This window comes from Rhodospirillales bacterium (assembly GCA_016699855.1).
GTDB lineage: Bacteria > Pseudomonadota > Alphaproteobacteria > Reyranellales > Reyranellaceae.
In genome coordinates this window covers 518,212-544,451 of sequence record CP064988.1, presented here as the reverse complement: position 1 = coordinate 544,451, position 26,240 = coordinate 518,212, and the positions used below count along the sequence as shown (strand labels likewise).

At 71.2% G+C, this 26,240-nt stretch carries 24 protein-coding genes and 1 pseudogene; 14 read left to right on the top strand and 11 right to left on the bottom strand.

Features of this window, described 5'->3' with window-relative positions; all coding sequences use genetic code 11:
* Nucleotides 1-42: 42 nt before the first annotated feature.
* The 4 genes from IPK81_02590 to IPK81_02575 all read left to right on the top strand — a co-directional run bounded on the left by IPK81_02590 (nt 43) and on the right by IPK81_02575 (nt 3,784).
* A complete protein-coding gene (locus IPK81_02590) occupies nt 43-1,188 on the top strand; it encodes an acyl-CoA dehydrogenase family protein (GenBank protein ID QQS13168.1) in 1,146 nt (381 codons plus the stop codon).
* A 71-nt stretch (nt 1,189-1,259) separates the two neighbouring features.
* Nucleotides 1,260-2,117, top strand: a complete 858-nt coding sequence (locus tag IPK81_02585) for a CoA ester lyase (protein QQS14930.1) — start codon at nt 1,260-1,262, stop codon at nt 2,115-2,117.
* A gap of 24 nt (nt 2,118-2,141) precedes the next feature.
* Complete coding sequence (locus IPK81_02580) at nt 2,142-3,125, top strand: tripartite tricarboxylate transporter substrate binding protein (GenBank protein QQS13167.1); 984 nt, start codon at nt 2,142-2,144, stop codon at nt 3,123-3,125.
* Between the two features lie 35 nt (nt 3,126-3,160).
* On the top strand, nt 3,161-3,784 hold the full coding sequence (locus tag IPK81_02575) for a glutathione S-transferase (protein ID QQS14929.1): 624 nt from the start codon (nt 3,161-3,163) through the stop codon (nt 3,782-3,784).
* A gap of 4 nt (nt 3,785-3,788) precedes the next feature.
* Here the strand turns inward: IPK81_02575 and IPK81_02570 are convergent, their stop codons facing one another.
* Nucleotides 3,789-4,799 carry a putative sulfate exporter family transporter gene (locus tag IPK81_02570; protein QQS13166.1) on the bottom strand — a complete coding sequence of 337 codons (1,011 nt, stop codon included), beginning with the start codon at nt 4,797-4,799 and terminating at the stop codon, nt 3,789-3,791.
* A gap of 58 nt (nt 4,800-4,857) precedes the next feature.
* Entirely contained in the window at nt 4,858-5,079 is a 222-nt protein-coding gene (locus tag IPK81_02565; protein ID QQS13165.1) for an acetyl-CoA carboxylase biotin carboxyl carrier protein subunit, read from the bottom strand.
* A gap of 144 nt (nt 5,080-5,223) precedes the next feature.
* Between IPK81_02565 and IPK81_02560 the strand changes: the two genes are divergently transcribed.
* From IPK81_02560 to IPK81_02535, 6 genes are all read left to right on the top strand, one after another.
* The gene (locus tag IPK81_02560; GenBank protein ID QQS14928.1) at nt 5,224-5,928 is read left to right on the top strand and encodes a DTW domain-containing protein; all 705 of its coding nucleotides are present in this window, start codon (nt 5,224-5,226) and stop codon (nt 5,926-5,928) included.
* 108 nt (nt 5,929-6,036) lie between these two features.
* Complete coding sequence (locus tag IPK81_02555; GenBank protein ID QQS13164.1) at nt 6,037-8,190, top strand: indolepyruvate ferredoxin oxidoreductase subunit alpha; 2,154 nt, start codon at nt 6,037-6,039, stop codon at nt 8,188-8,190.
* Nucleotides 8,191-8,194: 4 nt separating this feature from the next.
* Nucleotides 8,195-9,748, top strand: coding sequence for an indolepyruvate oxidoreductase subunit beta family protein (locus tag IPK81_02550; protein QQS13163.1), 1,554 nt, complete (start codon nt 8,195-8,197; stop codon nt 9,746-9,748).
* Between the two features lie 28 nt (nt 9,749-9,776).
* Complete coding sequence (locus IPK81_02545) at nt 9,777-10,931, top strand: mandelate racemase/muconate lactonizing enzyme family protein (protein QQS13162.1); 1,155 nt, start codon at nt 9,777-9,779, stop codon at nt 10,929-10,931.
* Nucleotides 10,932-10,947: 16 nt separating this feature from the next.
* The gene (locus IPK81_02540) at nt 10,948-11,424 is read left to right on the top strand and encodes an acyl-CoA thioesterase (protein ID QQS13161.1); all 477 of its coding nucleotides are present in this window, start codon (nt 10,948-10,950) and stop codon (nt 11,422-11,424) included.
* 13 nt (nt 11,425-11,437) lie between these two features.
* Nucleotides 11,438-12,319, top strand: a complete 882-nt coding sequence (locus IPK81_02535) for a DMT family transporter (GenBank protein QQS13160.1) — start codon at nt 11,438-11,440, stop codon at nt 12,317-12,319.
* A gap of 18 nt (nt 12,320-12,337) precedes the next feature.
* Here the strand turns inward: IPK81_02535 and IPK81_02530 are convergent, their stop codons facing one another.
* From IPK81_02530 to IPK81_02520, 3 genes are read right to left on the bottom strand one after another with little or no spacing between them, the layout of a single operon-like run.
* A complete protein-coding gene (locus tag IPK81_02530; protein ID QQS13159.1) occupies nt 12,338-13,186 on the bottom strand; it encodes an SDR family oxidoreductase in 849 nt (282 codons plus the stop codon).
* A gap of 31 nt (nt 13,187-13,217) precedes the next feature.
* Nucleotides 13,218-13,973: a fumarylacetoacetate hydrolase family protein gene (locus IPK81_02525; GenBank protein ID QQS13158.1), complete on the bottom strand. Its 756-nt coding sequence runs from the start codon at nt 13,971-13,973 to the stop codon at nt 13,218-13,220.
* A 31-nt stretch (nt 13,974-14,004) separates the two neighbouring features.
* Entirely contained in the window at nt 14,005-15,219 is a 1,215-nt protein-coding gene (locus tag IPK81_02520; protein ID QQS13157.1) for a CoA transferase, read from the bottom strand.
* 180 nt (nt 15,220-15,399) lie between these two features.
* Here IPK81_02520 and IPK81_02515 point away from each other — a divergent pair, with 180 nt between their 5' ends.
* From IPK81_02515 to IPK81_02500, 4 genes are read left to right on the top strand one after another with little or no spacing between them, the layout of a single operon-like run.
* Complete coding sequence (locus tag IPK81_02515; GenBank protein ID QQS13156.1) at nt 15,400-16,800, top strand: decaprenyl-phosphate phosphoribosyltransferase; 1,401 nt, start codon at nt 15,400-15,402, stop codon at nt 16,798-16,800.
* Nucleotides 16,782-17,609, top strand: coding sequence for an FAD-binding oxidoreductase (locus IPK81_02510; GenBank protein QQS13155.1), 828 nt, complete (start codon nt 16,782-16,784; stop codon nt 17,607-17,609). The genes IPK81_02515 and IPK81_02510 overlap by 19 nt, the downstream gene beginning before the upstream one ends.
* Entirely contained in the window at nt 17,555-18,121 is a 567-nt protein-coding gene (locus tag IPK81_02505) for a hypothetical protein (GenBank protein ID QQS13154.1), read from the top strand. Before IPK81_02510 ends, IPK81_02505 begins: the two co-directional genes overlap by 55 nt.
* A 2-nt stretch (nt 18,122-18,123) precedes the next feature.
* A complete protein-coding gene (locus IPK81_02500; GenBank protein ID QQS13153.1) occupies nt 18,124-18,861 on the top strand; it encodes an SDR family oxidoreductase in 738 nt (245 codons plus the stop codon).
* Here the strand turns inward: IPK81_02500 and IPK81_02495 are convergent.
* The 6 genes and pseudogenes from IPK81_02495 to IPK81_02470 form a co-directional block, all read right to left on the bottom strand.
* Nucleotides 18,851-19,822, bottom strand: a complete 972-nt coding sequence (locus IPK81_02495; GenBank protein QQS14927.1) for an ABC transporter ATP-binding protein — start codon at nt 19,820-19,822, stop codon at nt 18,851-18,853. The two genes, IPK81_02500 and IPK81_02495, sit on opposite strands and share 11 nt — an antisense overlap.
* 5 nt (nt 19,823-19,827) lie before the next feature.
* Nucleotides 19,828-20,871 (bottom strand): ATP-binding cassette domain-containing protein, encoded by a 1,044-nt coding sequence (locus IPK81_02490; GenBank protein QQS13152.1) that lies wholly within the window; start codon nt 20,869-20,871, stop codon nt 19,828-19,830.
* The gene (locus tag IPK81_02485; protein QQS13151.1) at nt 20,858-21,802 is read right to left on the bottom strand and encodes an ABC transporter permease; all 945 of its coding nucleotides are present in this window, start codon (nt 21,800-21,802) and stop codon (nt 20,858-20,860) included. The genes IPK81_02490 and IPK81_02485 overlap by 14 nt, the downstream gene beginning before the upstream one ends.
* Nucleotides 21,803-21,805: 3 nt before the next feature.
* Nucleotides 21,806-22,759, bottom strand: a complete 954-nt coding sequence (locus IPK81_02480; GenBank protein ID QQS13150.1) for an ABC transporter permease — start codon at nt 22,757-22,759, stop codon at nt 21,806-21,808.
* A gap of 16 nt (nt 22,760-22,775) precedes the next feature.
* On the bottom strand, nt 22,776-24,386 hold the full coding sequence (locus IPK81_02475; protein ID QQS13149.1) for an ABC transporter substrate-binding protein: 1,611 nt from the start codon (nt 24,384-24,386) through the stop codon (nt 22,776-22,778).
* 72 nt (nt 24,387-24,458) lie between these two features.
* Nucleotides 24,459-26,110, bottom strand: a pseudogene (locus IPK81_02470) (ABC transporter substrate-binding protein).
* Nucleotides 26,111-26,240: the final 130 nt, after the last annotated feature.

Here is a 26,240-nt window from a genome sequence, read left to right as displayed (position 1 = left end):
TGATCGACCGGTGAAAGTCCACCACGCCGGAAGGTAGCCAGCATGATCCGCGACCCGGAATCGTTCGAAGCGTTGCTCGACACGTTGCGCCGGTTCGTCCGCGAACGCTGCGTCCCGAACGAGGCGCGGGTCGAGGCCGAGGACCGGATTCCGCCGGCGCTCGAGGACGAGATGCGGGCGCTGGGGCTGTTCGGGTTCTCGATCCCTGAGGAATACGGCGGTCTCGGCATGACGTGCGAGGAGCTGGTGCTGGCGGCGATGGAGCTGTCGCAGGCCTCGCCGGCGTTCCGGGCGCGGGTCGGGACCAACACCGGGATCGGCGCCGAGGGGATCGTGGTCGACGGCACTCCGGCGCAGCGCGCCCGGTATCTGCCGCGGCTGGCCAGCGGCGAATGGACCGGATCGTTCGCCTTGACGGAGCCGGAGGCCGGCTCGGACGCGACCGCCCTCCGGACGACGGCGGTGCGCGACGGCGATGAATGGGTCATCGACGGCGCGAAATGCTACATCACCAACGCGCCGATCGCCGATCTGTTCACTGTGATGGCCCGCACGGATCCGTCGGTGAAGGGCGCGGGCGGCGTGACCGCCTTCCTTGTCGAGCGGACCAGCGCCGGCCTGTCGACCGGGGCCCCCTATCGCAAGATGGGCCAGGCGGGGTCGCCGGTCTCGGAGGTCCATTTCAACGGCGTCCGCGTGCCGGCCGGCAACATGCTCGGGCAGCCGGGCGAGGGCTTCCGGGTGGCGATGCGGGTGCTGAACAAGCAACGGATCCATCTCGCCGCGCTATGCACCGGGCCCGCGATCCGGCTGCTCGACGAGGCGCGCCGGCACGCCGCCGAGCGGCGCCAGTTCGGCCAGCCGATCGGCGGCTTCCAGCTGGTGCAGGCGATGATCGCCGACAGCGCGACGGAGATTTTCGCGGCGCGCTGCATGGTGCTGGAGACGGCGCGCAAGCGCGACCGCGGCGAGGACGTCACGCTGGAGGCCTCGATGTGCAAGATGTTCGCGTCGGAGATGTGCGGTCGCGTCGCCGACCGCGCCGTCCAGATCCTCGGCGGCGCCGGCTTCATCGCCGGCCACCCTGTCGAGCGCTTCTACAGGGACGTGCGCCTGTTCCGGCTCTACGAGGGCACGACCCAGATCCACCAGTTGAACATCGCCCGGCACCTCGCCCGCGCGGGCTGACGGCGGTTGCGCCCGGCGGCGCGATATGGTCGGTTCCGCCGCGTGACGCGCCCCCGATGGATATCCGGATGATCCGTTCCTACCTCTTCGTTCCCGGCGACGACCCGCGGAAATTCGCGAAATCGCTCGAGTCGCCGGCCGACGCGCTGATCTACGATCTCGAGGACGCGGTCGCCGCCGCGCGCAAGCCGGTGGCCCGGACGATGGTGCGCGACCATCTGCGCCAGCGCGGCGCCGGCGGCCACTTCAAGGTCGTGCGGGTCAACGCCTTCGCGACCGGCATGACCGCCGGCGACGTCGCCGCCGTGATGGCCGGCGCGCCGGACGCCATCCTGCTGCCGAAATGCGAGGGGCAGGACGAGCTCGATCGCCTCGGCCACATGCTCGACGTCATGGAGGCGCGCGAAGGTCTGGAGGCGGGTCGCACGCGCATGCTCGTGCTGGTCACGGAGACCGCGGCCGGCGTGCTGGAGGCGTCGTCGCGCCGATACGCCCATCCGCGCCTGTCGGCGCTGACATGGGGCGGCGAGGACCTGTCCGCCGATATCGGCGCGCTCGCCAAGGCCGGACCCGACGGCGCGCTCGACGACACGTTCCGCTACGCCCGCGTGGTCTGCCTGCTGGCGGCCAGCGCCGCCGGCGTGACGCCGCTGGACACCGTGTTCCCCGACATCCGCGACGCCGCCGGATTGGAGGCGGAGTGCGTCACGGCCAAGCGGATGGGCTTCCTCGCCAAGATCGCGATCCATCCCTCGCAGGTCGAGGTCATCAACCGCGTCTTCAGCCCGTCGGACGCCGAGCTGGACTGGGCGCGCAAGGTGGTCGCGGCCTTCGGCGCGGCGGGCGCGACCGGTGTGACCACGCTCGACGGCAAGATGCTGGACCGGCCGCATCTCAGGCTCGCCCACCGGTTGCTCGGCACGACCTAGAGATCGAATCAACGGAGGAAACGCATGACAATAATGATCCGCCGCCGCGCGCTGCTCGCCGGCGCGACCGGGACGCTCGCCGCGCCGTCGATCCTGCGCGCGCAGGGGACGTATCCCGACAAGCCGATCCGACTGATCGTGCCGTTCCCCGCCGGGCAGGCCGCGGACACGTTCGGCCGCCTGATGGCGGAACGGCTCGGCGCGCGTTGGAAGCAGCAGTTCGTGGTCGAGAACAAGGGCGGCGGCGCCGGCATCCCGGCGATGGAACTGGTCGCCAAGGCGGCGCCCGACGGCTACACCTTGGCGGTCGGCACCAGCGGCACCATCGGCATCAACCCCTCGTTCATGAAGGGGCTGATGACCTACGACCCGCTGGTCGATTTCGCGCCGTGCTCCAACATCTTCCTCGTGCCGCTGATCATCGTGGCGCATCCATCGCATCCCGCGACCTCGGTGGCCGACCTGATCGCGCGCGCCAAGGCTGCGCCGGGGAAGCTGGGCTACGCCTCGGCCGGCGTCGGCTCGTCCCAGCACCTCAGCATGGAGCTGTTCAAATCGCGCGCCGGCGCCGATATCGCGCACGTCCCCTACAAGGGCAGCGGTCCGGCGATGCAGGATCTGCTGGCGGGGCACGTCACGTTGATGATGGACAGCGTCACCTCATCGCTGCCGCACATCAGGGCGGGCCGCGTCAAGCCGCTGGGCGTGACCACGGCCAAGCGCGCGCCGTTGCTGCCGGACGTGCCGAGCATCGGCGACACCGTGAAGGGCTTCGACGCGGCGGGCTGGTCCGGAATCCTCGCGCCGGCGAAGACGCCGCGCGAGATCGTCGAGAAGATCAGCGCCGACATGCGGGCCGAGATGGCCGTGCCCGAGGTCGACAAGCGCATCATCGAGCTCGGCGGCATTCCGCATCCGACGACGCCCGCCGAGTACAGCGCCTTCATCAAGGCCGAGATCGAGAAGTGGGCCGAGGTCGTGCGCATCAGCGGCGCGAAGCCGGACTGATGGCGCGGCTGAGCAAGCTGACGAGGGGGGACGGGATGAAGCTCTATCTGTTGAAGAACGGCGTCAATCCGCGCCGCGTCCGCATCTTCCTCGCGGAGAAAGGGCTGCGGCTCGGCGCCGACCTCGCCTTCGAGGAGTTCGACATGGAGACGCGCGGCCACAAGCTGCCCGCGTTCCTGGCGTTGAACCCCCTCGGCACGTTGCCGGCGCTCGAACTCGAGGACGGGACGGTGATCGCGGAGTCGGTGGCGATCTGCAGGTACTTCGAGGAGATGATCCCGGAGCCGGCGCTGATGGGCAGGGGACCGCGCGGCGCGGCCGTCGTGGAGATGTGGAACCGGCGGATGGAGCTGGAGATCCTCCACCCGGCGATCGACACCTTCGTGCACACGCATCCCTTCTGGGTCGGCCGCCGGATACAGATCGCGGCGTGGGGCCAGGAGCGTCGCGCCCAGCTCGTCGACCGGATGAAATGGCTGGACGGCGAGCTCAAGGACCGCGCCTTCGTCGCCGGCGATCGCTACACCATCGCCGACATCACGGCGCAGGTCGGGCTGTTGACGGCGCGCGGGGCGCTCAAACTGGCGATCCCGGACGAACTGGCGAACCTCTCGCGCTGGTACGCCGCCGTCTCGGCGCGGCCGTCGGCGCGCGCCTGACCTCTCAGCGGGCCGCGACCACCATCGCGAGGACGAGCGCCGCGACGAACACCGTCTGTGCGAGCATGAGAACGGCGGGGGCGGGGCCGAGGGACGCCAGGCCCCGGATCGACGTCTTCATGCCCAGCGCGGCGATCGCGACCGTGATGAGGATCGACGACGCGAGCGCGACCTGCCTCTGCGCTTCGACGGGAACCGCGCCGGTGCTGACCAGCGCCGCGAGCGCGAGGAACACCCAAAGGAACCATGGCGGCATCGGCCGCGCGTCCGACGCGGCGCCGACGCGGCGGCGCACCCACCACGCGATCAGGACCACCGCCGGCAGCAGCAAGGCCACCCGCAGCAGCTTGGTGACGACGGCGATGTCGAGGATGCGCTCGCCTGCGGCCTTGCCGGCGCCAACCACCTGGGCGACGTCGTGGATCGAGCCGCCGAGGAAGATGCCCATCAACCGGTCGTCGAGGCCGAGCGGCGCAGCCAGCGGCGCGTAGAGCAGCATGCACACGGTGCTGATGGCGTTGCAGCCCAGCGCCGCGAACGCCAGATCGCGGTCGCTGTTGGCGTGCTTCGGCAGCACCGCCGCGGCGGCCGTCGACGCGGCGACGCCGCACACGCCGACGCCGGTGCCCGTGAGGACGCCGAATTCCACCGGCAGGCCCATCGCCTTGGCGCACCAGCCGCCGAACACGATCGTCAGCGCGACCGCCGCGACGGCCACGACCAATGCCAGCCAGCCGACGTCGAACAACTGTCCCATCGTCAGCCGGATGCCGAGCAGCGCGACGCCGAGCCGCAGCACGCCGCGCGCGCCCATCTCGACGCCGGGCCGGAACGTCGGCCGCATGCCGAGCGTGTGCAGCGCCAGGCCGATGAAGAACGCGTAGAGGACAGGCGACATGGGCGCGCCCATGTCGATCGTCGTCAGCGCGAACGCCGCCGCGCCGGCCACCGCGGCGAGCGCCAGGCCGGGCGCGAGCCGCGACGCGGCGGCCAGCGTCGACGATCCGGTCGGCATCAGGTCGGCCTGGCGCGCATGGGCGGCACGGGCGTCCGGCGCGGCTGCGATCCGACCGTCAGGTTTCCAGCGTGGCGACCGGCTGGCCCTCGGCGACGGCCTCGCCCTCGGCGACCAGGATCTCCTTGAGCTTGCCACCGCGCGGCGACAGCACGGGAATCTCCATTTTCATCGATTCGAGGATCATGATCTGGCCCTCCTCCTCGATCTGGTCGCCCGGCTTGCTCTCGATCTTCCAAACCTTGCCGGCGATCTCGGATTTGACGGAGATGATGGCCATGATTCCTCCCGGAGCTCCCGCTGCGGCGATTAATCCAACACGCGGGCCGTCAATTCAAGCGCCGTCGCGCGGCGGGCCCGGGCCGCATGGCTGCCGTGCCGGCGCCGCTCGCGCTTCCGGTCGAAAGGCGCTATGCCGCCCCGTATGACCGCGCCCGAGACCGCCCCGACACCGCCGTCGGGCGACTCCGACTGCGCCGGCTGCGGCAAGCCGGCCGCGCTGTGCGTCTGCGCGGCGATGGCGCCGGTCGCCAACCGCGTCCACGTGCTGGTGCTGAGGCACCCGCAGGAGCAGGACAAGCTACTGGGCACCGCGGGCATCCTGACGAGGCAGCTGGAGCGGGCGACGCTGCGGACCGGCCTGTCGTGGCCGAACCTGTCCCGCGCGCTCGGCGCCGATGCCGATCCCCGTCGCTGGGGCGCGCTCTATCTCGGCACGGCGAAGCAGGCGCCGCCGCGGGGACTCGGCCCTCTGGTCGCCGTCGACGGCGAAGGCGCGCCCATGGCGGAGCAGTCGGCGGCGCTCGAAGGCATCGACGGGATCGTCCTGCTCGATGGCAACTGGTCGCAGGCGAAGGCGCTGTGGTGGCGCAACGCCTGGCTGCTCAAGTGCCGCCGCTTCATTGTCAATCCTGAATCGCCCTCGCTCTATGGCGCGCTGCGGCGCGAACCGCGGCGCGAGAGCGTGTCGACGCTGGAGGCGGGCGCTCTGGCGCTGGCCGCGCTCGAACGTCGCCCGGAGCTTGTCGAGGCGATGATGGCGCCGTTCCGCCTGCTGCTGCGCAAGTACCGCGCCGCGGGCTTCGCGCCGAGACCGCCGGACCGACGACGGCGGCGGCGCGGCGCGTGATCGCGGCGGCGCCCGGGGAAAGCGTTTGACACCGGCCCGAGCCGCGCCTTAGGTCGATCCAACGATGTCGGGAACGCCACGGGCGCGCCCGCGGAGCGGGGAACGGGAATGGCCGAGCGGTCGTTCAGCGAAGAGGTCAAGTCGCTACGGCTCGGCGACGGCGAGACGTTCCGCGGCGAAGGCATCCTCGCGGTCACCAAGGCGATCCTGCAATCCGGCGTGGGTTACGTCGGCGGCTATCAGGGCGCGCCGGTATCGCACCTCGTGGACGTTCTGGTCGACGCCCAGGACCTGCTCGACGAACTCGGCGTCCATCTGGAGACCTGCGCCAACGAGGCGTCGGCCGCGGCGCTGCTGGCGGCGTCGATCAACTACCCGATCCGCGGCTGCGTCACGTGGAAATCGATCGTCGGCACCAACGTCGCCTCGGACGCGCTGTCGAACCTCGCTTCGGCGGGCGTCGTCGGCGGCGCGCTGATCGTCGTGGGCGAGGACTACGGCGAGGGCGCTTCCGTCATCCAGGAGCGGACCCAGGCCTACGCGTTGAAATCCTCCGTCTGGCTGATGGATCCCCGCCCCGACCTGCCGACCATCGTCAAGCTGGTGGAGAAGGGCTTCGAGCTGTCGGAGCGGTCCAGCACGCCGGTCATGCTCGATCTGCGCATCCGCGCCTGCCACGTGACCGGGGAGTTCACGGCCCGGCGTAACGTCGCGCCGGCGATCTCGCGCAACCACCTGCTCGCCGAGCCGGCGGCGCACGACTACGCCAAGCTCTCGCATCCGCCGTCGACCTACGCGCAGGAGCGCGTGAAGTTCGAGGTCCGCATGCCGGCCGCGCGGCGGTTCATCGTCGAGGAGGGCCTCAACGAAGTCCTTCCGGGCGATCTCGACGACGTCGGACTGATCGTGCAGGGCGGCTTGACGAACGTCGCGCTGCGCGCGTTGGAGCGACTCGGCCTGGCGGACGCGTTCGGCGACACGCGGGTGCCGACGCTGGTCCTCAACGTCGTCCATCCGCTCGTTCCCGACCAGATCGCCGGCTTCTGCGCCGGCAAGCGACACGTCCTCGTCGTGGAGGAGGGCAGTCCCAATTTCCTCGAGACCGCGATCGACTCGATCCTGCGCAAGGCCGACATCCAGACGCGCGTGCGCGGCAAGGATCCGTTTCCGATGGCCGGCGAGTACACCGCCGAGGTGCTCACCGACGGGCTCCTGCGGTTCCTGGCCGAGGCGCGGCCGGACGTCGACCTCTCGGCGCACGCGGCGCGGTTCGCCGCCGGGCGGGAACGGCGCGCTCGGGCGCTGGCCGCCGTCGGCGCGCTGCCGCTGCGGCCGCCGGGGTTCTGCACGGGCTGCCCCGAACGCCCGGTGTTCACCGCGATCAAGCTGGTCGAGCGTCGGATCGGCAAGCTGCACGTCTCGACCGACATCGGCTGCCACTCCTTCGCGACGTTCGCGCCGTTCAGCCTCGGCAACTCCATCCTCGGCTACGGGATGTCTCTGGCCGCCGCCGCCGGCGTCGGCTCTTTCATGGGGCGGCGGACGCTGACGGTGATGGGCGACGGCGGGTTCTGGCACAACGGGCTGCTGTCCGGCGTGTCCTCGGCGTTGTTCAACCGCGCCGACGGCGTGCTGGTGATCATGCAGAACGGCTACACCTCGGCGACCGGCGCCCAGTGGCTGCCGTCGAGCCAAGGCAACCGCCGCGACGAGACCCAGACGTCGGACATCGCCGCGACCCTTCGCGCCGTGGGCGTGAAATGGTTGCGGACGCAGCGCACTTACGGCGTAGGCGCGATGATGCGGACGCTCACCGAGGCGTTCACGACGCGCGAGAAGGGATTGAAGGTCGTCATCGCCGACGGCGAGTGCCAGCTGGCCCGCCAGCGCCGGATAAGGCCGCAGCAGGCCGCGGCGCTGGCGCGCGGCGAGCGCGTCGTGCGCACGCGCTACGGCATCGACGACGAGGTCTGCACCGGTGACCATTCCTGCATCCGCCTGTCGGGCTGCCCTTCGCTCACGATCAAGCCGAGCTCCGATCCGCTGCGCACCGATCCGGTCGCGTCGGTCAACAACGGCTGTGTCGGCTGCGGCCTGTGCGGCGAGGTCGCCGACGCCGCCGTGCTGTGCCCGAGTTTCTACCGCGCCGACGTCGTGCAGAACCCGACCTGGTGGGACCGGGTCAAGTGGCGCCTGCGCTCGGCCGTGATCGGCGCGCTGCAGGGAAAGCCTGCGGCGCCGGCGACGGTTCCGGCGGAGTGACGGCATGAGCGCCGCGCCGGCGGACCGGGTCGCGATCCTCATCGCCGCGATGGGCGGCGAGGGTGGCGGCGTGCTCACCGACTGGATCGTGGCGGCGGCGACCGGCGCGGGATTCGTCGTGCAGTCGACCTCGATCCCGGGCGTGGCGCAGCGCACCGGCGCCACGACCTACTATGTCGAGATCGTGCCGCCCGACGCCGCCCGGCGCCGCAACGCGCGGCCGGTGCTGGCACTCAATCCCGCGCTCGGCGAGGTCGACGTGATGATGGCGACCGAGCTGATGGAGGCGGCGCGCGCCGCCGCCAACGGCTGGATGTCGCCCGACCGCACCACGCTGATCGCCTCGACCCACCGCGTCTTCGCCATGTCCGAGCGGCTGGCGATGGGCGACGGCAGGTTCGACACCGGCCAGCTCCTGCGCGCGGTGAAGGAGTTCAGCCACGACCGCGTGCTGTTCGACATGGAGCAGGCGGCTGAGGAGAGCGGCGGCGTGCTCAACGCCGTGTTGCTCGGGGCGCTGGCCGGCACCGGCCGGACGCCGGTTCCGGTCGAGGCGTTCGAAGCGGCGGTGAAGGCGGGGGGCAAGGCGGTCGCGGCCAATCTCGCCGGTTTCCGGTTCGGCCTCGCGCACGCACGCGGCGATCTCGAAGAGCTGGCGCGCGAGGCCACCCGCCGCGCGGCGGCCGATGCCGGCGCCGGGGCGCCGCTGGCGCGTGCCCGCGCGCTGCTGGCGCGGGCGCCGTTCGACGCGGCGTTGGCGATCGTCGAGGAGGGCGTGCGCCGGCTGGTCCAGTACCAGGGCGTCGCCTATGCGGACCTATTTCTCGACCGCGTCGAGACCGTGCGGGCCGCCGAGGCGTCGGCCGGTGGCGACGGCGCGCTGACACGGGAGACGGCGCGCCACCTCGCCGTGCGCATGTCTTTCGAGGACGTGATCCGCGTGGCGCAGGCCAAGGTGTCGGCCGACCGCTTCGCGCGTGTCCGCCGCGACGTCCGCGCCGGCGACGGCCAGCCGGTTGTGGTGACGGAGCATTTCAAGCCGGGGATCGAGGAGATCGCCGCCATCCTGCCGCCGGGTCTGGCGCGCGCCTTCATCCGCTGGGGCGAGCGGACTGGTCGGCTTGGCACCGCCTACTGGTCGATGCGCGTGGAGACCACGTCGATCCTCGGTTTCCTTCGCCTATGGCTCCTGTCGAAGCTGCGCCGCTGGCGGCCGCGCACCCATCGCTACGCCGAGGAGCAGGGGCAGATCGACCGCTGGCTCGAGCAGGTCAGACGCGCCGCCGTTCTGGACATCGGTCTGGCGCGCGAGATCTCGGAATGCGCGCGGTTGATCAAGGGCTATGGCGACACCCACAAGCGCGGTACGGAGAACTACGCGCGCATCGAGCGCGAGGTGGTCGCGCCGGCGCTGACGGGCGCGATTCCGGCGCGCGTCGCGGCGGACGCCGTGGCGAGCGCCCGGGTCGCGGCGCTGGCCGATCCGGAGGGAGACGCGCTCGCCCGGACGCTGGCTGAGATCGGAACGCGGGCGGCTCTGCCGCGCGCCGCCGAATAGCGCCACGGACCGCCCGCCGCGTGTTCCCATGAGTCCGCTCGACCGCCCGTTCACGCTCGCGCGCGTCGAGACGTTTGTCTTCCGCGTGCCCATCGACACGCCCGTGGTCGCGGCGTTCGGCACGTTCTCCGAACGCGTCGCGGTGCTGGTGCGCGTCGAGGACCGCGATGGCGCCCACGGCTGGGGCGAGATCTGGAGCAATTTCCCGTCTTTCGGCGCGACGCACCGCGCGACGACGCTGCACCGCGCCGTGGCGGCGCGCGCGGTCGGGGTCACGATCACCGATCCCACGGCCTTCTGGCGGCGGCTGACCGCGCAGACCCATGTCTGGGCGATCCAGAGCGGCGAACCGGGACCGGTGGCGAGCGCTCTGGCCGGGCTCGATTGCGCGGTATGGGATCTCGCCGCGCGCCGGGCCGGGCTGCCGCTGTGCCGGATGCTGGGCGGCGATCTCCGTCCTGTGCCGGTCTACGCCAGCGGGCTCAACCCCGGTGACGGACCCGAGATGGCGGCGCGGGCGCGCGCGGCGGGCTACCGTGCGTTCAAGCAGAAGATCGGGTTTGCCGAGGCGGGCGATCTTGCCAACCTCCGGAAGTTGCGCGCGGCGATGCGCCCGGGCGAGCGCCTGATGGTCGACGTGAACCAAGGGTGGTCGGTCGACGACGCCCGGCGTATGGCGCCGGGGTTGGCACCGTTCGACCTGGACTGGGTCGAGGAACCGGTCGCCGCCGACACGCCGATCGACGTGTGGCGCGATATCGCGGCGCTGTGCGGCGCGGAGCTCGCCGGCGGCGAGAACCTGCGGGGCGACGATCTTGACGTCGCCGTCGCCGGCGACTGGCTGCGGGTCATCCAGCCCGACATCGGTAAGTGGGGCGGCGTGTCGGGCTGCGTCGAGGTCGGCCGCGCCGCCGTCGCCGCCGGCAAGCGCTACTGCCCGCACTGGCTGAGCGGTGGCGTCGGATTGATGCACTCCGCGCACGCGTTGTTGGCGGTGGGCGGCGGCGGGACGCTGGAGGTCGACGCCAACGACAATCCGCTGCGCTCCGCGCTGATCCGGCCGTTCCCCGAGCTTGTCGACGGCGCCTTCACGCTTCCTCCCGCGCGGGGTATCGGCGTCGAGCCGGACCTCGACGGCGCCGCCCGGTGGCTCGTCGAGCGGCGCGAGACGCGCGCGCCGTGACGCGCTGGAGGACGCTATGAACGATGTGGCCGACTATGAGGCGATCGCCGCGGCGGCCGGCGCGCCGCCGGCGGTGCGCCACCGCGTCACGGTCGAGTGGGGCGACAGCGATCCCGCCGGGATCATCTTCTATCCGACCTATTTCCGATGGTGGGATCAGGGAACGTGGCGGTTGTTCTGGGCGGCGGGAATCGACCGCCGCGCGATGCGGGAGGAGCTGGGCGGCGTCGACATCCCGATCCTGAACGCGGCCGGAACCTTCGAGTCGACCGTGCAACCGGGCGACCGGCTGGTGGTCGAGAGCAAGGTCGAGAGATGGGGCAACAGCTCGTTCCGCGTCGTCCACGCCGTCCACCGCGCGGATGGCTCGCGCGTCGCGCATGGCCACGAGGCGCGGTGCTGGGTCGTGGGCGATCCCGCCCGGCCCGGCGCTTTCGCGGCGCGACGCGTGCCGGACGATGTCGTCGCCCGGATGGGCGGCACGCGCGCTTGACCGGGACGCCGCGATGAGCGCGCCGCCGCTCCGCCGGCAGCGTCCGGCGCTGGGCGCGGCGTTCACCGTCGCGTCGATGTTCGGCTTCGCCAGCATGGACGCGATGAGCAAGTGGATGGTCGCGGACTACGCGATCGGCCAGGTGCTGTGGATCCGCTACGCGTTCTTCTGCCTGTTCGCCTGGTTCGTCGTCCGCCGCACCGGCTTGCGTGCCGCGGCCCGGACGACGCGGCCGTTGCTGCAGGCCGGGCGCGCGCTGCTGGCGGTGGTGGAGAGCGCGGTCTTCGTGCTCGCCTTCGCCTATCTGCCGCTGGCCGACACGCACGCCGTCGCCGCGACATCGCCGTTGATCGTGATCGCGCTCGGCGTGCTGTTCCTGGGTGAGCGTGCCGGCGCGGCGCGCTGGCTCGCGGTTGGCGCCGGGTTCATCGGCGTCTTGCTGATCGTGCGGCCGGGGTTCCAGACGCTGGACTGGCCGCTGCTGCTGCCGTCGCTCGGCGCCGTCCTGTGGGGCGCCTACCAGATCCTCGTGCGGCTGAGCGCGCGCGACGACGCTCCGGAGACGACGCTGGTGTGGTCCGCCTTCGTGGCGTTCGCCGCGACGACGCTGGTCGGGCCGTGGCAGTGGCGCTGGCCCGATCCGCTGGGCTGGGCGTTGCTCGCCGGCATCGCGCTGGTCGGCGCGCTGGCGCATTTCGCGCTGATCAAGGCGCTGGACTACGCAGAGGCGGGGTCGGTCCAGCCCTACAGCTACACGCTGCTGGTCTGGGCGACGGTGCTGGGCGCGCTGGTATTCGGCGACATCCCGGATGGTTGGACCTTGCTCGGCGCGACCGTCATCGTCGCCAGCGGCCTGTTCACGTGGTGGTACGACATGAGGCGCCGCGCGTCGTGATCGCGCCTGGCTCGGGGGTCATTTCTTCGGCCGGATCGCGTCCCACTGCGCGTCGGTCCAGTGCAGCATCTCGCCGGTGTTCGAGCCGCCGCCGCTCATGTACTGGCGGCCACCGTCGATCACGACATGCTCGCCGTTGATGTAGCCGGCCTGGTCCGACACGAGGTATGCCGCGAGGTTCGCCAACTCGATGTGCTCGCCGACCCGGCCGAGCGGGATGGCGGCCTCGGCTGGAGTGCGTCCGGCGCCCTGCGGCCGCAGGCGCGACCACGCGCCCTCGGTCGGGAACGGACCGGGGACGATGGCGCAGGTGCGGATCCCCTTCGGTCCCCATTCGACGGCTAGACTCTTGGTCATCGCCAGCACGCCGGCCTTGGCCATGGCCGAGGGGACGGTGAAGGCGGTCCCTTGGAGCGCCGACAGCGTCAGGATCGACATCACGACCTTGTTGCGCTCGCCGGCCTCGATCCAGCGCCGGCCGGCGCCGAACGTGCAGTACGCCGAGCCATGCAGCACGATGTTCAGCACCGAGTCGACGGCGCGGTGCGACATGCGGTGGGTCTGCGCCAGGATCTGGCCGGCGGCGTTGTTGACGAGGATGTCGAGCGACCGCTTCTCCCAGATCCGGTCGAGCATCTCCTCGACCGCCGACGGCACGCGCACGTCGCAGCCATAGGTCTCGACAGCCGCGCCGGGGATGGCGTCGCGGAACTCCTGCGCGGTCTTCTCGAGCACGTCGACGCGCCGGCCGCAGATCGCCACTTCGGCGCCGAGCTCGAGGTAGCGCCGCGCCATGCTCTGGCCCAACCCGGTGCCGCCGCCGGTGACGAGGATGCGTTTGCCTTTCAGCAGGTCGGTCTGGAACATTCGGTTTCGTCTCCTCTGATGGGAGGGGCGGTCAGGTGGGGAACGAGACGCTGGTCGCGCCGAGGCCGGGAAACACCGCCTCGACCCGCGTGCCGGGCCGCGTGAACTGGAGTCCGACCCAGGACCCGGTCGTGACGACCTGCCCGGCGCGCAGCCCGCCGCGCCGCGTGACGACGTGCCGCGCCAGCCACGTCACCAGCCGCAGGGGCGATCCACCGGTCAGCCCGCCGATCCGGTCGACCAGCGGCGCGCCGTCAACCAGCAGCTTGACGGGCTGGTTGGCGTAGTCGCGCGTGCGCCAGTCGGCGAACTCCGGCCCGACCACGAGCGCCCGGTCCATGCCGTTGTCCGCCAGCGGCCAGAGCGGATCGAGCGACTTGTACTCGCGCCAGCGGGTGTCGACGACCTCGATGAGGACGTGCGCCGATCCGATCGCGCCGAGCACCTCGTCCTGGGACGGCGCGGCGGGCGAGGCCGGCAGATCGCGTGCGAAGCGGAACGCCACCTCGGCCTCGACGCCGATCATATGCATCTTCGCGGGATCGAACACCGCCGGCCCGGGCACGACGTCGCCGCGTAGGATCGGCGCGCAGTTCGGCGTGGCGTCCGGCGTCTTGGCGCCGGTCTTCCATCCGTCGGGCGGGCCCAGGTCGCGCGCGACCCGGTCCTGGATGGCGTAGGCGTCGTCGTCGCTCGCCGGCGGCGGCCCGGGCGGGGCGACCTGCGCGCCGCGGCGCCGCGCGTCGAGCAGGGCAGCCGCGGCGGCCTCGATGTCGGTCGGTGTCATGATCGTCCTCCGGTCGCGCGCGACGGCGCGTTCAGCCTTTCTTCGCCGTGTCGAGCGCCGTTCCGGCCGCGAGCATGGCATCGATCTCGGCGGCGTTGTACCCGGCCTCGGCCAGCACCGCGCGGGTGTCGGCGCCGAACTTGCGCGGCTTGCTGCGCACGACGGGCGTGGTGCGCGAGAGCTTGATCGGGTTGCCGACGTTGCGGTAGCCGTCCTTCTCCCAGACCATGCCGCGGTGCTTCGTGTGCGGATGCTCCATCACGTCGGGCACCTGCAGGACGGCGCCGGAAGGAACGCCGTTCTCCATCAGCGACGTGGCGAAGCTCTCGCCGTCGCGGTCCTTGGTCAGGTCGCGCAACTCCGCCTCGAGCGCCGGTTTGTTGGCGACGCGGTCCTTGTTGGTGCGGAAGCGCGGATCGTCGGCCAGCTCCGGCTTGCCCAGCAGCTGGACCAGCTTGCGGAACTGCGCGTCGTTGCCGGCGCCGACGACGATGTTGCGGCCCTTGGTCGGGAAGTTGGCGTAGGGCGCGAGGTTGCCGTGGCTGTTGCCGTAGAGCTTCGGCGTCAATCCGCCCATGAAATAGTTGGGCGCGTGCGGCTGGTGCAGGGCGACGGCGCTGTCGTAGAGCGTGGCGTCGACGAACTGCCCCTTGCCCGATCGCTGCCGTTCGTACAGCGCCATCAGGATGCCCATGCAGGCGTTCATGCCCGTGGCGAGGTCGACGACCGGCACGCCGATGCGCACGGGGCCGCTGTCGGGCGCGCCGTTGACCGAGACAAGGCCGGCCCAGGCCTGCACCATCGCGTCGTAGCCGGGGAAGCCGCCCATCGGCCCGTCGGCGCCGAAGCCGGTGACGCGGGCGTGGATCAGCCGCGGGAAACGCGTCTGCAGCACCTCGTCGAAGCCGATGCCCCATTTCTCCATAGTGCCGGTCTTGAAGTTTTCGATCAGAACGTCGGCGTCGGCCAGCAGCCGCAACAGCACGTCGCGGCCGGCCGGCTTGGTCAGATCCAGCGCGATCTTGCGCTTGTTGCGGTTGATGCCGGCGAAGTAGGCGGAGATTCCCTCGGCGTCGAACGGAGGCCCCCAGCCGCGCGTCTCGTCACCGAGCGGCGGCTCGACCTTGACGACGTCGGCGCCGTGGTCGGCGAGCATCTGCGCGCAGTAGGGTCCGCCGAGCACGCGCGAGAGGTCGATCACCTTGAGGCCGGAGAGTGCGCCCGTCGGCGCGGCGGCAGCGGACATGCGGTTGGATCTCCTGCTCGGCGCGATGCGGCGGCGCCGTGTGGTCGTGGCGATGCGGCTGACGTAGCACGGCGCCGCCGCCGCCGCGCCGCTCTTTACACACGCGCCCGGCCGTGGGCTACACTGCGCGGCGAAAAGGCGGCATGCGCCCGGGAGGAGCGGACCGATGCGGACGACGCCATGGATGCTCGGGATGGTGGTCGCGCTCTGCGCCGGCCCGGCCTCGGCGCAGGTGGAGAATCCGCGCGAGACCCGTCTCTCCACCGTGCCCCAGTGGGTTGGATACAAGCCGTCGGACCAGGTCGAGGAGATCGGGCGCCTGTGGGACCACCGCGGCGTGCGCCAGGCCGCCTCCGAGGCGCTCGGGCGCGCCGCCGCCGCCGAGGTGTTCCGGGTCGGCGGGCCGGAGAAGGTCGTCGCGCGGCGCGGCACGCTCGTCACCTGGGCGTGGTGCCGGCGCGACGGCTGCCCGGCCGGCGGCTACGCGTTGGTCGCCGATCCGGCGACCGGCGACCTCTTCGTCTGCCGCGGCGGCGAAGCGGGTGGACGCGGCTGGGCGGGCACCGATCCGCGCATGAAGATCCCGCTGCGCGGCGAACGCTGCGGCGACGCCGACGTCATCGAGTTCGCGCGCCTGAACGCGCGCCGTTGACGTCCGCCGCGCCCCGGACCGCGCCGAACCGGGAGGTATCCGTGTCGTCGACCGACGCCGTCGTCGAAAACCGGGTGGTGGTCCTCGCGCGGCTGCTGCGGCCGGATCAGTGGATCAAGAACGGCTTCGTGCTGACCGGCCTCATCTTCGGCCGGAAGCTCGACGATCCGGCCGCCTTGCTGGCCGCGGCCGCCGCGTTCGTGGCGTTCTGCCTCGCGGCCTCGGCGGTCTACGTGCTCAACGACTGGCTCGACCGCGACGCCGACCGCGCCCATCCGGTCAAACGTGCGCGGCCGCTGGCCAGCGGTCGGCTCGGAGGCGCCGCCGCGGTCTGGGTCGCGGGCGCGTGCATGGCCGCCGCCGCGTTCTGCGCCGCGATCGCCGGGCCGAAGGTCGCGCTGATCCTGCTGGCCTATGGACTGCTGAACGTCGCCTACTCCCTTCGCCTCAAGCACGTCGTCCTGCTCGACGTGATGTGCATCGCGCTGGGCTTCATGCTCCGCATCCTCGCCGGCACGTGGGGCATCGGAATCCCGCCGTCGGGCTGGCTTTTGCTGACAGGTGGATTTATCGCCGCCTTCCTTGGCTTCGCCAAGCGGCGCGCGGAGTGGCGCGACGACGCCGGCGCGGCGCGCGGGCGGCGTGTGCTCGCTCGCTACGACGCGGGCATGCTCGACCTGCTCGTCGGCGCCGCCGGCATCGGCTCGCTGCTGTGCTACGGGCTCTACACCGTCTCCGCGGCGGCGCACGGCGCCGGCTGGCTGCTGCCGACGGTGCCGATCGTGCTGTTCGGGCTGCTGCGATATCTGTTCCTCGTCCATCGCCGCGCCGGCGGCGAGAACCCCGCCGCCGAGCTGTTCACCGATCCATGGCTGGTCTCCGCGGGCGCGTTGTGGGCGGCGGCCTGCGCGTGGGCGCTGCTGCGATGAGCCGGCTGGCGCGTCGTTTCGCGAACTGGACCGGCCGGCCGATGTCGTCGCCGGCCGGCGCCGTCTCCGGCCGCGACGACATCGCCGCCGCCCTGCGCGCAGCGCCGTCCGGCGCGACGTTCCTGCCGTTCGGCCTCGGCCGCAGCTACGGCGACGTCTGCCTCAACGCCGGCGGCGTGATGATCGAATCGCGGCCGCGCGACCGCTTCATCGCCTTCGACCGCGACGCCGGAATTCTGCGCGCCGAGTCGGGCGTTACCCTCGGCGAGGTGATCGACATCGCGCTGCCGCACGGCTGGTTCCCGCCGGTGGTGCCGGGCACCCGGCACGTGACGCTGGGCGGCGCGCTGGCCAACGACGTGCACGGCAAGAACCACCACCGCTCCGGCACCTTCGGCCGGCACGTGGCGCGGTTCGAGCTGCTGCGGTCCGACGGCCCGGCGCGTGTATGCCAGCCCTGCGATCCGCTGTTCGAGGCGACCGTCGGCGGCATGGGGCTCACGGGCTTCGTCACGTGGATCGAGCTGCGGCTGGCGCGGGTCGCAGGACCCTGGCTGGTCGCCACCGACCTGCGTTTCGACGGGCTGGACGCGTACTTCGAGCTCGCCGGACGGCTGGCCGGCGACCACGAGCACGTCGTGGCGTGGATCGACGCGGCCTGCACCGGAGGCGGCTTCGGCCGCGGCGTGCTGAGCGTCGCCGACCACGCGCCGGCGGACGCCGCCGGCCGCCGCCGCGCCGCGCCGCGCTCGACGTGCCGCTGCGACCGCCGGTGTCGCTGGTGCCGGCGCCGGCGGTGCGCGCGATGAACGCGCTGCGCCTGCGGCGGCGGCTGGCGTGGGAATCGGTGGTCGACGCGCGCCGCTGGCTCTTTCCCCTCGACGGCATCGGACGCTGGAACCGGCTCTACGGACCGCGCGGCTTCGTCCAGTTTCAGGGCGTCCTCCCCGCGGCGGTGGAGCGCGAGGCCGTGACGGCGCTGCTGCGGCGGGCCTGCCGGGCGCGGCGGCCCTCGACGCTGGCGGTCCTCAAGCGCTTCGGCGCGCTGGCGTCGCCGGGGCCCATGTCGTTTCCGAGGGCCGGCGCGACGCTGTCGCTGGACTTCGCGCACGCCGGTCCGGAGACCGACGCGTTGCTGGCTGACCTGCACGCCATCTGCCGCGAGGCCGGCGGTCGCGTCTACGCGGCCAAGGACGCCTCGGCGCCGGCGGCGTGTCTGAGCCCCGGCGACGCCGCGATGGCGCGGTTCCGCCCACATGTGGATCCACGTTTCGAGTCGGACCTGTGGCGGCGGCTCGCCGGACCGGCGCAGGCGGGGTGACGATGGCGAACATCCTCGTGATCGGCGCAACCAGCCTCATCGCCGAGCATTGCGCGCGGCTGTGGGCGGCCCGGGGCGCCCGGCTTTTCCTCGTGGCGCGCGATGCCGGCAAGCTCGCCGCCGTCGCGGCCGACCTGCGCGTGCGCGGCGCCGAGGTGGCGACCGCCGTGCTCGACGCCGACCACCTCGACCGGCACGCAGCCACGCTCGACGCCGCGGCGGCGTGGCTTGACGGCATCGACATCGCGCTCATCGCGCACGGCGTGCTGTCGGACCAGAAGGCGTGCGAGGCGAGCGTCTCGGCCACCCTGGCGTCGCTGACGACGAACGGGATCTCGGTGGTCGCGATGGCGACCGATCTCGCGAACCGCATGGAGGCGCGCGGGCGCGGAACTCTGGCGGTGATCTCCTCGGTCGCCGGCGACCGCGGCCGCCGGAAGAACTACGTCTACGGCTCGTCCAAGGCGCTGATCAGCGCTTTCCTCCAGGGGCTGCGCAACCGGCTGGCGTCCAAGGGCGTGCACGTCCTGACGATCAAGCCCGGTCCCGTCGACACGCCGATGGGCGCGAACGTGCCGGACAAGGGCCCGCTGTGGGCGCGGCCCGACAAGGTCGCGGCCGGTATCGTCGCCGCCATCGACCGCGGCCGGAACGTGGTCTACCTGCCGTGGTTCTGGTGGCCGGTGATGCGCGCCGTCCAGAGCCTGCCGGAGGCGGTGTTCAAGCGGCTCAAGCTCTGAGCGGTTCGGCCAGCACGCAGCGCGCGACATGCCCCGCCGCCACCGTCGTCATCGGCGGGTGGGAGTCCGCGCAATCCGCTAACGCCCGCGCGCAGCGCGGCGCGAAGGAGCAACCCGCGGGTGGAACCGCCAGCGACGGCGGCGCGCCGGGAATCGCTTCGAGGCGGGTGCCGCGCATCGAGCCGCGCACGGTCGAGGACAACAGGCCGGCGGTGTAGGGATGGACCGGCGAGCCGACAACCCGCGCGGCCGAACCCTGCTCGACGATGCGTCCGCCATACATCACCGCGATGCGGTCGGACACCTCCACCGCCACCCCCATGTCGTGGGTCACGAAGATCACGGCCATGCCCATCTCCTGCTGCAGTTCGCGCAGCAGCAGCAGGATCTGGATCTGGACGGTGGCGTCGAGCGCGGTGGTCGGCTCGTCGGCCAGCAGCACCTTCGGACGGCAGGCCAGTGCGAGCGCGATCATGGCGCGCTGGCGCATGCCGCCGGACATCTCGTGCGGATAGGCGTCGAGGCGTCGCGCCGGTGACGGGATGCGCACGCGCTCGAACATGTCCAGCGCGCGCTTGCGCGCGGTCGCGCGGTCGCAACCCTCATGGCGGATCACCGTCTCCTCGATCTGCCGGCCGACCGAGTAGACCGGATCGAGCGCCAGAGCCGGCTCCTGGAAGATCATGGAGACGGTCTTGCCGCGGTAGGCCGCAAGCGCGGCCGCGTCCATCGCCAGCACGTCGGCGCCGCCGACCGTGATCGCGCCGGTGATCGTCGTCCGCCGGGGCGGAAGCAGCCGCAGCAGCGCCTTCAGCGTCACGCTCTTGCCCGAGCCGGATTCGCCCAGGATGCCGAGCGTCTCGCCGGCGGCCAGCGCGACGTCGACGCCGTTCAGCGCGTGCACGGTTCGCTGACCGGAGAACTTCACCCGCAGGTCGCGGATGTCGACGATCGGTACCAACGCGGTCATGGCGGCGATCCCGCGAGGGAATGGCCCGAAGCCGCGTCGGCCATGTGGCAGGCGACGGCGTGCCCGGCGCCGTCCGGCAGCTTCCGGAGCGGCGGCACGGTCGCGCCGCATACCGCCTCGGCGAAGGGGCAGCGGGTGTGGAATCGGCAGCCCGCCGGCGGGTCGATCGGGTTCGGCGGGTCGCCCGCCAGCGGCGCCTCGGTCGTGCGCTTCTCGGGGTCCATGCTCGGCATGGCCGACAACAGCGCGCGCGTGTAGGGGTGCCGGGGCTCGCCGTAGATGCGGTCGACCGGTCCGATCTCGGCGACGCGGCCGAGATACATCACCATCACGCTGTCGCTCATGTACTGCACGACGTTGAGATCATGCGAGATGAACATGTAGGTGAGGTCGAACTGCCGCTTGAGATCGGCCAGAAGGTTGAGGACCTGCGCCTCGACCGATTTGTCCAGCGCCGACACCGCCTCGTCGAGGATCAGCAGGCGCGGCTGCAGGGCGAGCGCGCGCGCGATGTTGACGCGCTGGCGCTGGCCACCGGACAGCTCGTGCGGATAGCGGCGCCCGAACGACGTCGGATCGAGGCCGACGCGCGACAGCAGGTCGTGCGCGCGCGCCAGCGCGTCGCGGTCGGGCAGGCCGTGGACCCGCGGTCCGAACACGATCGAGTCCTGGATCGTCAGGCGCGGATTGAGGGAGGCGAACGAATCCTGGAACACCATCTGCACGCCGCGGCGCAGCTCGCGCAGCGTCATGCTCGGGCCGACCACGCGTCCGGCGAAGACGATGTCGCCGTCGTCCGGCTCGATCAGGTGCATGACCAGCCGCGCCGTCGTCGACTTGCCACAGCCCGATTCGCCCACGATGCCCAGCGTCTCGCCGGCGGCGATGTCGAAATCGACGCCGTCGACCGCTTGGACGGTGCCGACGCGGCGGCCGAGCAGGCCGCCGGTGATCGGGAAGTGCTTCACCAGCCCGCGTACGGAGAGCAGCGCGGGAACGGGTGCGGATTCGGCCGCGGCCGGGGGCTCAGTTGCGGACATCCATCGCGCTCCGCAGGCCGTCGCTCAGCAGATTGAAGCAGATCGACACCATGAAGATCATCGCGCCGGGCAGGGCCGCGACCAGCGGTTGCTGGTAGATCGCCGTGCGCAGCGTGTTGAGCATCAGCCCCCATTCCGGTTCGGGCGGCTTGGTGCCGAGGCCGAGGAACGACAGGCCCGACGCCAGGATCATGCTCACGCTGATCAGGCTGGTGGCGTAGACGAAGATCGGCCCCAGCACATTGCCCAGCACGTGCACGCGGATGATCGTGAATGCGCCGGCGCCGGAGGCGCGGGCGGCGTCGACGAAGTCGAGCGACCGCACCTGCGTGGTGACGCTCTCCGCGACGCGCGCGATGGGCGGCACGAAGACGATGGTGAGCGACACGATGCTGTTGAGTATGCCGGCACCCAGCGCGCCGGAGATGGCGATCGCCAGCAGCACCGAGGGGAAGGCGTAGAACACGTCGATCGTGCGCATGATGAGCGTATTGACCCAGCCGCCGCGGTAACCGGCGATGATTCCGAGCAGCGCGCCGATGATGAACGCGTTGAAGACCGGCAGCAGGCCGATGAACAACGACAGCCGCCCGCCGTGGATCAGGCGGGCGAACATGTCGCGGCCTTGCTCGTCGCCGCCGAGCCAGTAGACGTGCGGTCCCCACGGTGTCGACACCGCGGCGCAGTCGAGCGCGCCGTCGAGCCAGCAGATCCCGCGCAACCGGCGGGCGATGGCGCCGCGGTAGGGGTCCGCGAGGCCGATCCACGGCGCGAGCAGCGCGGCGGCGATCAGCAGCAGGATGAGGCCGAGGCAGACCATGGCGACGGGATCGCGCGCCAGCTTGCGGACGACCCCGACCAGTAACCGCGCGGCGCTGCTGGCGAGCGCGGCCGATTGCGTGGCGGTGTCGATGGTGGCGGCCGCCGTCATCGGTCAGGTCCGCTTGATGCGCGGATCGAGCGCCGTCTGGACGACGTCGACCACGAGGTTGACCGCGACGAAGAACATGGCCAGCACGAGGATCGTCCCCTGCAGCAGCGGCAGGTCGCGCTGGAAGATGGCGGAGTTGAGCAGGAAGCCCGTCCCCGGCCACGAGAACACCGTCTCGATCAGGATCGAGCCGCCGAGCAGGTAGCCGAGCTGCAGGCCCATGACGGCCAGCGCCGTGGGCGCGGCGTTCTTCACCACGTGGGTGAACACGCCGCCGTCGGTCAGGCCCTTGGCGCGCAGCGCGTCGACGAACTCCTGGCTGAGGATGTCGCCGACCAGCGCCCGCACGGTGCGCGTGATGATGCCCATCGGGATCACCGACATGGTGATCGCCGGCAGCACGAGGTGGCGCATGTGGTCCCAGTTCCAGGCCCAGTCGGCGCTGCTGCCGGGTCCGGCGCCGGTGGCAGGCAGCCACGGCAGCAGCACCGAGAAGCAGATCACCAGCACCATGCCCAGCCAGTAGTGCGGCACCGAGACGCCGAGGATCGAGATCGTCACCGCGATCCGGTCGACGATCGAGTCGCGGAAGTAGCCGGCGACGAAGCCGAACATGCAGCCGAAGAGGAAGCCGATCATGGTGGCGGCCATCGCCAGCATCAGCGTGTTGCCGACCGCCTTGGCGATCTCGCCGGCGACCGGCCGCGATGTGGCGATCGAGGTGCCGAGGTCGCCGGTGACGACCTTGCCCAGCCATATGGCGAACTGCACCGGCAGCGGCCGGTCGAAGCCGTAGCTCTTGCGCATCTGCTCGACCAGCGACTGGGGCGCGTCCGGCGGCAGGATCGAGACCAGCGGGTCGCCGGGCGCGATGTGCACCAGCGAGAAACATACGACGCAGACCGCCAGCGCGATCGGCAGGACGAAGATCAGGCGTCGGAGGAGGTAGATGAGCACGTCGCGGCGCCCGGCCCTAGCCGATCCGCACGGGCGTGAGGTCCTGGTACCAGTTCCGCGCCTGGACGAACCCCTTGACCTTGGGCGCCAGCGCCCTCGGATTGACGTCGTGCGCCACGAACAGGAACAGGGCCTCGTCGACGAACCGCTCGTGCGCCTTCTGGATCGCGGCGAGCTGCTTCGCCGGATCGAAGGTCGAGCGGATCTGGTCGAACAACGCGTCGAGCGCGGGGTCGTTGTAGTAGCCCCAGTTCGTGCCCTTCGGCGCGACAAGGCGCGAGTCGAGATGCCGGATGAGGCAGGTGAACGGATCCTGGCTGAAATACGAGCTGTTGGTGGAGTGGGCGCCGCGCGACAGCTGGTCCTTGGCGCCGGCGCGCCACGACGAGGTGAGCGCGTTCCACTCCATCACCTCGAACTCGACCTTGATCCCGACCTCCGCGAGGCTCTGCTGGATGAACTCGTTCATCGGCAGCGGCTGCATCTGGCCGGAGCCGCCGGGCGAGATGATCGCCTTGACCACGACCGGCTTGGCCGGCGTGAACCCCGCCTCGGCCAGCAGCTTGCGGGCCTGGCCGGGGTCGTACCTCACGTCGAACGACGGTTTGCCGAACCACGGGCTGTCGGGCGGCACCATTCCTTTGCCGGGCACCATGAGGCCGCCGACGAGCTGGACCATCGCCACGCGGTCGATTCCGAGGTTGGCCGCCTTGCGCACGCGGATGTCGTTCCACGGGCTGCCGTCGATCCGGCTGAAGTGCCAGGTCCAGTTGTGCGGATAGACGTTGGTGACGATCTGGAAGCCGCGGCTTTTGAGCTGCGGCAGGGCGTCCGACGAGGGCGCCTCGACCCAGTCGACCTGCCCCGAGAGAAGCGCCGCCGTGCGCGTGTTGGCCTCGGGCATCGGGATCAGCACGAGCCGGTCGAGCTTCGGCCTTCGGCCGGGGTTCCAGTACTCCTTGTTGGGCACGAGCTCGGCGCGCTCGCGCGGCACATAGCGGTCCATCCGCCACGGCCCGGTGCCGGACGGCGCGGCGAGGAATTTCGTCCAGTCGCGCCCGACCTTCTCCCATTGCGCCGGGCTCGACATCACGATCCACGACATCTCGTACGGGAACAGCGCGTTGGGTGCGTCGGTCGTGAACTCGATGGTCGAAGGATCGACGGCGCGGTAGGCCTTGACCGAGGGGATGCGCGAGCGGCCCTGGCCGGATTGCCGCGGGTCGAACTGCGGTGAATCCTGCTTGAGGATCTTGTCGAAGTTCCACACCACGGCGGCGGCCTCGAAGGCCGAGCCGTCGTGGAACTTCACGCCCTCGCGCAGTTTGAACGTCCACTTCGTCGGGTCGGCGGTGTCGACGGTCCACGACGTCGCGAGGCCGGGAACGAGGCCGGCCGCGCGGTCGGCGCTCGACAGGTCCCACAGCACCAGCGAATCGAACAACGCGTAGCCGATGAAGCGCAGTCCCTCGGCGCCCTGGTCGGTCTGGCCGTTGGGCAGCGGCACGTCGGCCGCGGTCATCGCCACCCGCAGGGTGCCGCCGCTCTGCGCGAGCGATGGATGGGCGCCGAGCGCGGGAAGCGTGGCGCCGGCGACGAGGAGCTGGCGGCGGCCTAGCGTGGACATGGGAATTCCGATCGGACGAGGGCGGACGCGGATCGAGCCGCCCGCCGGGGCGGGCGGCTCCCGACCATGGGCCTACTGCATCGAGACGGTGCTGAGGTCGATGAACCAGCTCTTGGGCTGAACGTAGCCCTTGACCTTGGCGCTCATCGCGCGCGGGCCGACGTCGTGCGCCACCCACAGGAACACGGCTTCCTCGACCGAGCGGGCGTGCAGCTTGGCCAGCGCCGCGTCGCGCGCCGGACCGTCGAACGCCACGCGCGCCTCGGCGACCAGCTTGTCGAACTCGGGGTTGTTGAAGAAACCCCAGTTGTTCGATGTCGGCGGCGCCATCTTGCTGTCGAGGAACCGGGCCATCGCGAAGAACGGATCCATCGCCGCGTAGGTCACGTTGATGGCGTTCGCGCCGCGCGCCGATTCGTCCTTGGCGCCCTTGCGCCAGTTCGTGAACAGCGTGTTCCACTCGATGACGTCGATCTCGACCTTGAAGTGGCAGTCCGCGAGGTTCTGCTGGATGAACTCGTTCATCGGCAGCGGCTGCATCTGGCCGGAGCCCGACGCCGAGGTCTGCACCTTGACGGTCAGCGGCTTGGCCTTCGAGAAGCCCGCGTCCTCCATCAGCTTGCGCGCGCCGCGGGGTCGTACTTGATCGCGAAGGAGGGGTTGCCCCACCACGGATGACCCGGCGGCACGGTGCCGACGGCCGGCTCCATCATACCGCCCAGCAGCTCCTTCATGCCGGGGCGGTCGACGCACAGGTTCGCCGCCTGCCGCACGCGCTTGTCGAGCCACGGCGAGCCCTCGGCGAACGAGAACTGCCACGGCCAGACGTGCGGCTGGGCGTTGGCGGTGATGACGAAGCCGCGCTGCTTGATCTGCGGCACCGCGTCGGGCGCCGGCGCCTCGACCCAGTCGACCTGGCCCGACAGCAGCGCGGCGGTGCGGGCGTTTGGCTCCGGCATCGGCAGGAGCACGACGCGGTCGAGCTTCGCGGCGCGCGCGGCGTCGTAGTAGGCCGGGTTCTTGACCAGCTCGAGCCGTTCGCGGGCGACGAACTTGTCCATCTTGAAAGGTCCGGTGCCCGAGGCGTCCGCGGCGAACGCTACCCAGGCCTGCTTCGCTCGCTCCTTGGGATCGACGACGGCCGCCGGCACCGCGTCGAACTTCGCCTTCCAGTAGATCGGGCTCGCCATGAAGAGGTTGGTGAGATTGATCGGCAGGAAGGAATCGGGCTGAGACGTCGTGAGCTCGACGGTCAGATCGTCGATCTTGCGCGCCGAGCGAAGCGTCGGCATGCGCGAGGCGGTGACGCCGACTTGGCTGGCGTCGAACTGGATCGCGTCCTGCTTAAGCACCTTTTCGACGTTCCACACCACCGTGTCGGCGTTGAACGCCGACCCGTCGTGGAACTTCACGCCGGGGCGCAGCTTGAACACCCACTTGGTCTTGTCGGCGGCGTCGACCGCCCACTCCGTCGCCAACGCCGGCAGCAGCACGCTGGGCTTGTCGGCCGACGACAGATCCCAGCGGGTCAGGCCGTCGTACATCGGAATGCCGGTGAACCGGTTGCCCTCGAAACCTTGGTCGGGCTGCCCGTGGGTCTTCGGGATATCGGCGGCGGTCATGCCGATGCGCAGCGTGCCCTGGGCGTGCGCCGCGGCCGCCGAAAAAATGGACACCGTCGCCGCGATCGCGAGCAGACCGGAGTTCTTCGTGTTCAATTTCATGCCATTCCCCTTGTCGCTGCGCCCATCCGCCGCGCAGTGATTCGCGGCCGTCGCCGCCGTGCAACGCAAGCGGCATGCCAGCGCGCCGCCCGCCCGGGCCACGTCATGCGCGCGAATCGGCGTCGCGCGC

Bases quoted from the DNA above. Each gene is read 5' to 3' on its own strand.
- IPK81_02590 (QQS13168.1), top strand. From the start codon at position 43: ATGATCCGCGACCCGGAATCGTTCGAAGCGTTGCTCGACACGTTGCGC.
- IPK81_02580 (QQS13167.1), top strand. From the start codon at position 2,142: ATGACAATAATGATCCGCCGCCGCGCGCTGCTCGCCGGCGCGACCGGG.
- IPK81_02575 (QQS14929.1), top strand. From the start codon at position 3,161: ATGAAGCTCTATCTGTTGAAGAACGGCGTCAATCCGCGCCGCGTCCGC.
- IPK81_02570 (QQS13166.1), bottom strand. From the start codon at position 4,799: ATGCCGACCGGATCGTCGACGCTGGCCGCCGCGTCGCGGCTCGCGCCC.
- IPK81_02565 (QQS13165.1), bottom strand. From the start codon at position 5,079: ATGGCCATCATCTCCGTCAAATCCGAGATCGCCGGCAAGGTTTGGAAG.
- IPK81_02560 (QQS14928.1), top strand. From the start codon at position 5,224: ATGACCGCGCCCGAGACCGCCCCGACACCGCCGTCGGGCGACTCCGAC.
- IPK81_02555 (QQS13164.1), top strand. From the start codon at position 6,037: ATGGCCGAGCGGTCGTTCAGCGAAGAGGTCAAGTCGCTACGGCTCGGC.
- IPK81_02550 (QQS13163.1), top strand. From the start codon at position 8,195: ATGAGCGCCGCGCCGGCGGACCGGGTCGCGATCCTCATCGCCGCGATG.
- IPK81_02545 (QQS13162.1), top strand. From the start codon at position 9,777: ATGAGTCCGCTCGACCGCCCGTTCACGCTCGCGCGCGTCGAGACGTTT.
- IPK81_02540 (QQS13161.1), top strand. From the start codon at position 10,948: ATGAACGATGTGGCCGACTATGAGGCGATCGCCGCGGCGGCCGGCGCG.
- IPK81_02535 (QQS13160.1), top strand. From the start codon at position 11,438: ATGAGCGCGCCGCCGCTCCGCCGGCAGCGTCCGGCGCTGGGCGCGGCG.
- IPK81_02530 (QQS13159.1), bottom strand. From the start codon at position 13,186: ATGTTCCAGACCGACCTGCTGAAAGGCAAACGCATCCTCGTCACCGGC.
- IPK81_02525 (QQS13158.1), bottom strand. From the start codon at position 13,973: ATGACACCGACCGACATCGAGGCCGCCGCGGCTGCCCTGCTCGACGCG.
- IPK81_02520 (QQS13157.1), bottom strand. From the start codon at position 15,219: ATGTCCGCTGCCGCCGCGCCGACGGGCGCACTCTCCGGCCTCAAGGTG.
- IPK81_02515 (QQS13156.1), top strand. From the start codon at position 15,400: ATGGATGCTCGGGATGGTGGTCGCGCTCTGCGCCGGCCCGGCCTCGGC.
- IPK81_02500 (QQS13153.1), top strand. From the start codon at position 18,124: ATGGCGAACATCCTCGTGATCGGCGCAACCAGCCTCATCGCCGAGCAT.
- IPK81_02490 (QQS13152.1), bottom strand. From the start codon at position 20,871: ATGTCCGCAACTGAGCCCCCGGCCGCGGCCGAATCCGCACCCGTTCCC.
- IPK81_02485 (QQS13151.1), bottom strand. From the start codon at position 21,802: ATGACGGCGGCCGCCACCATCGACACCGCCACGCAATCGGCCGCGCTC.
- IPK81_02475 (QQS13149.1), bottom strand. From the start codon at position 24,386: ATGTCCACGCTAGGCCGCCGCCAGCTCCTCGTCGCCGGCGCCACGCTT.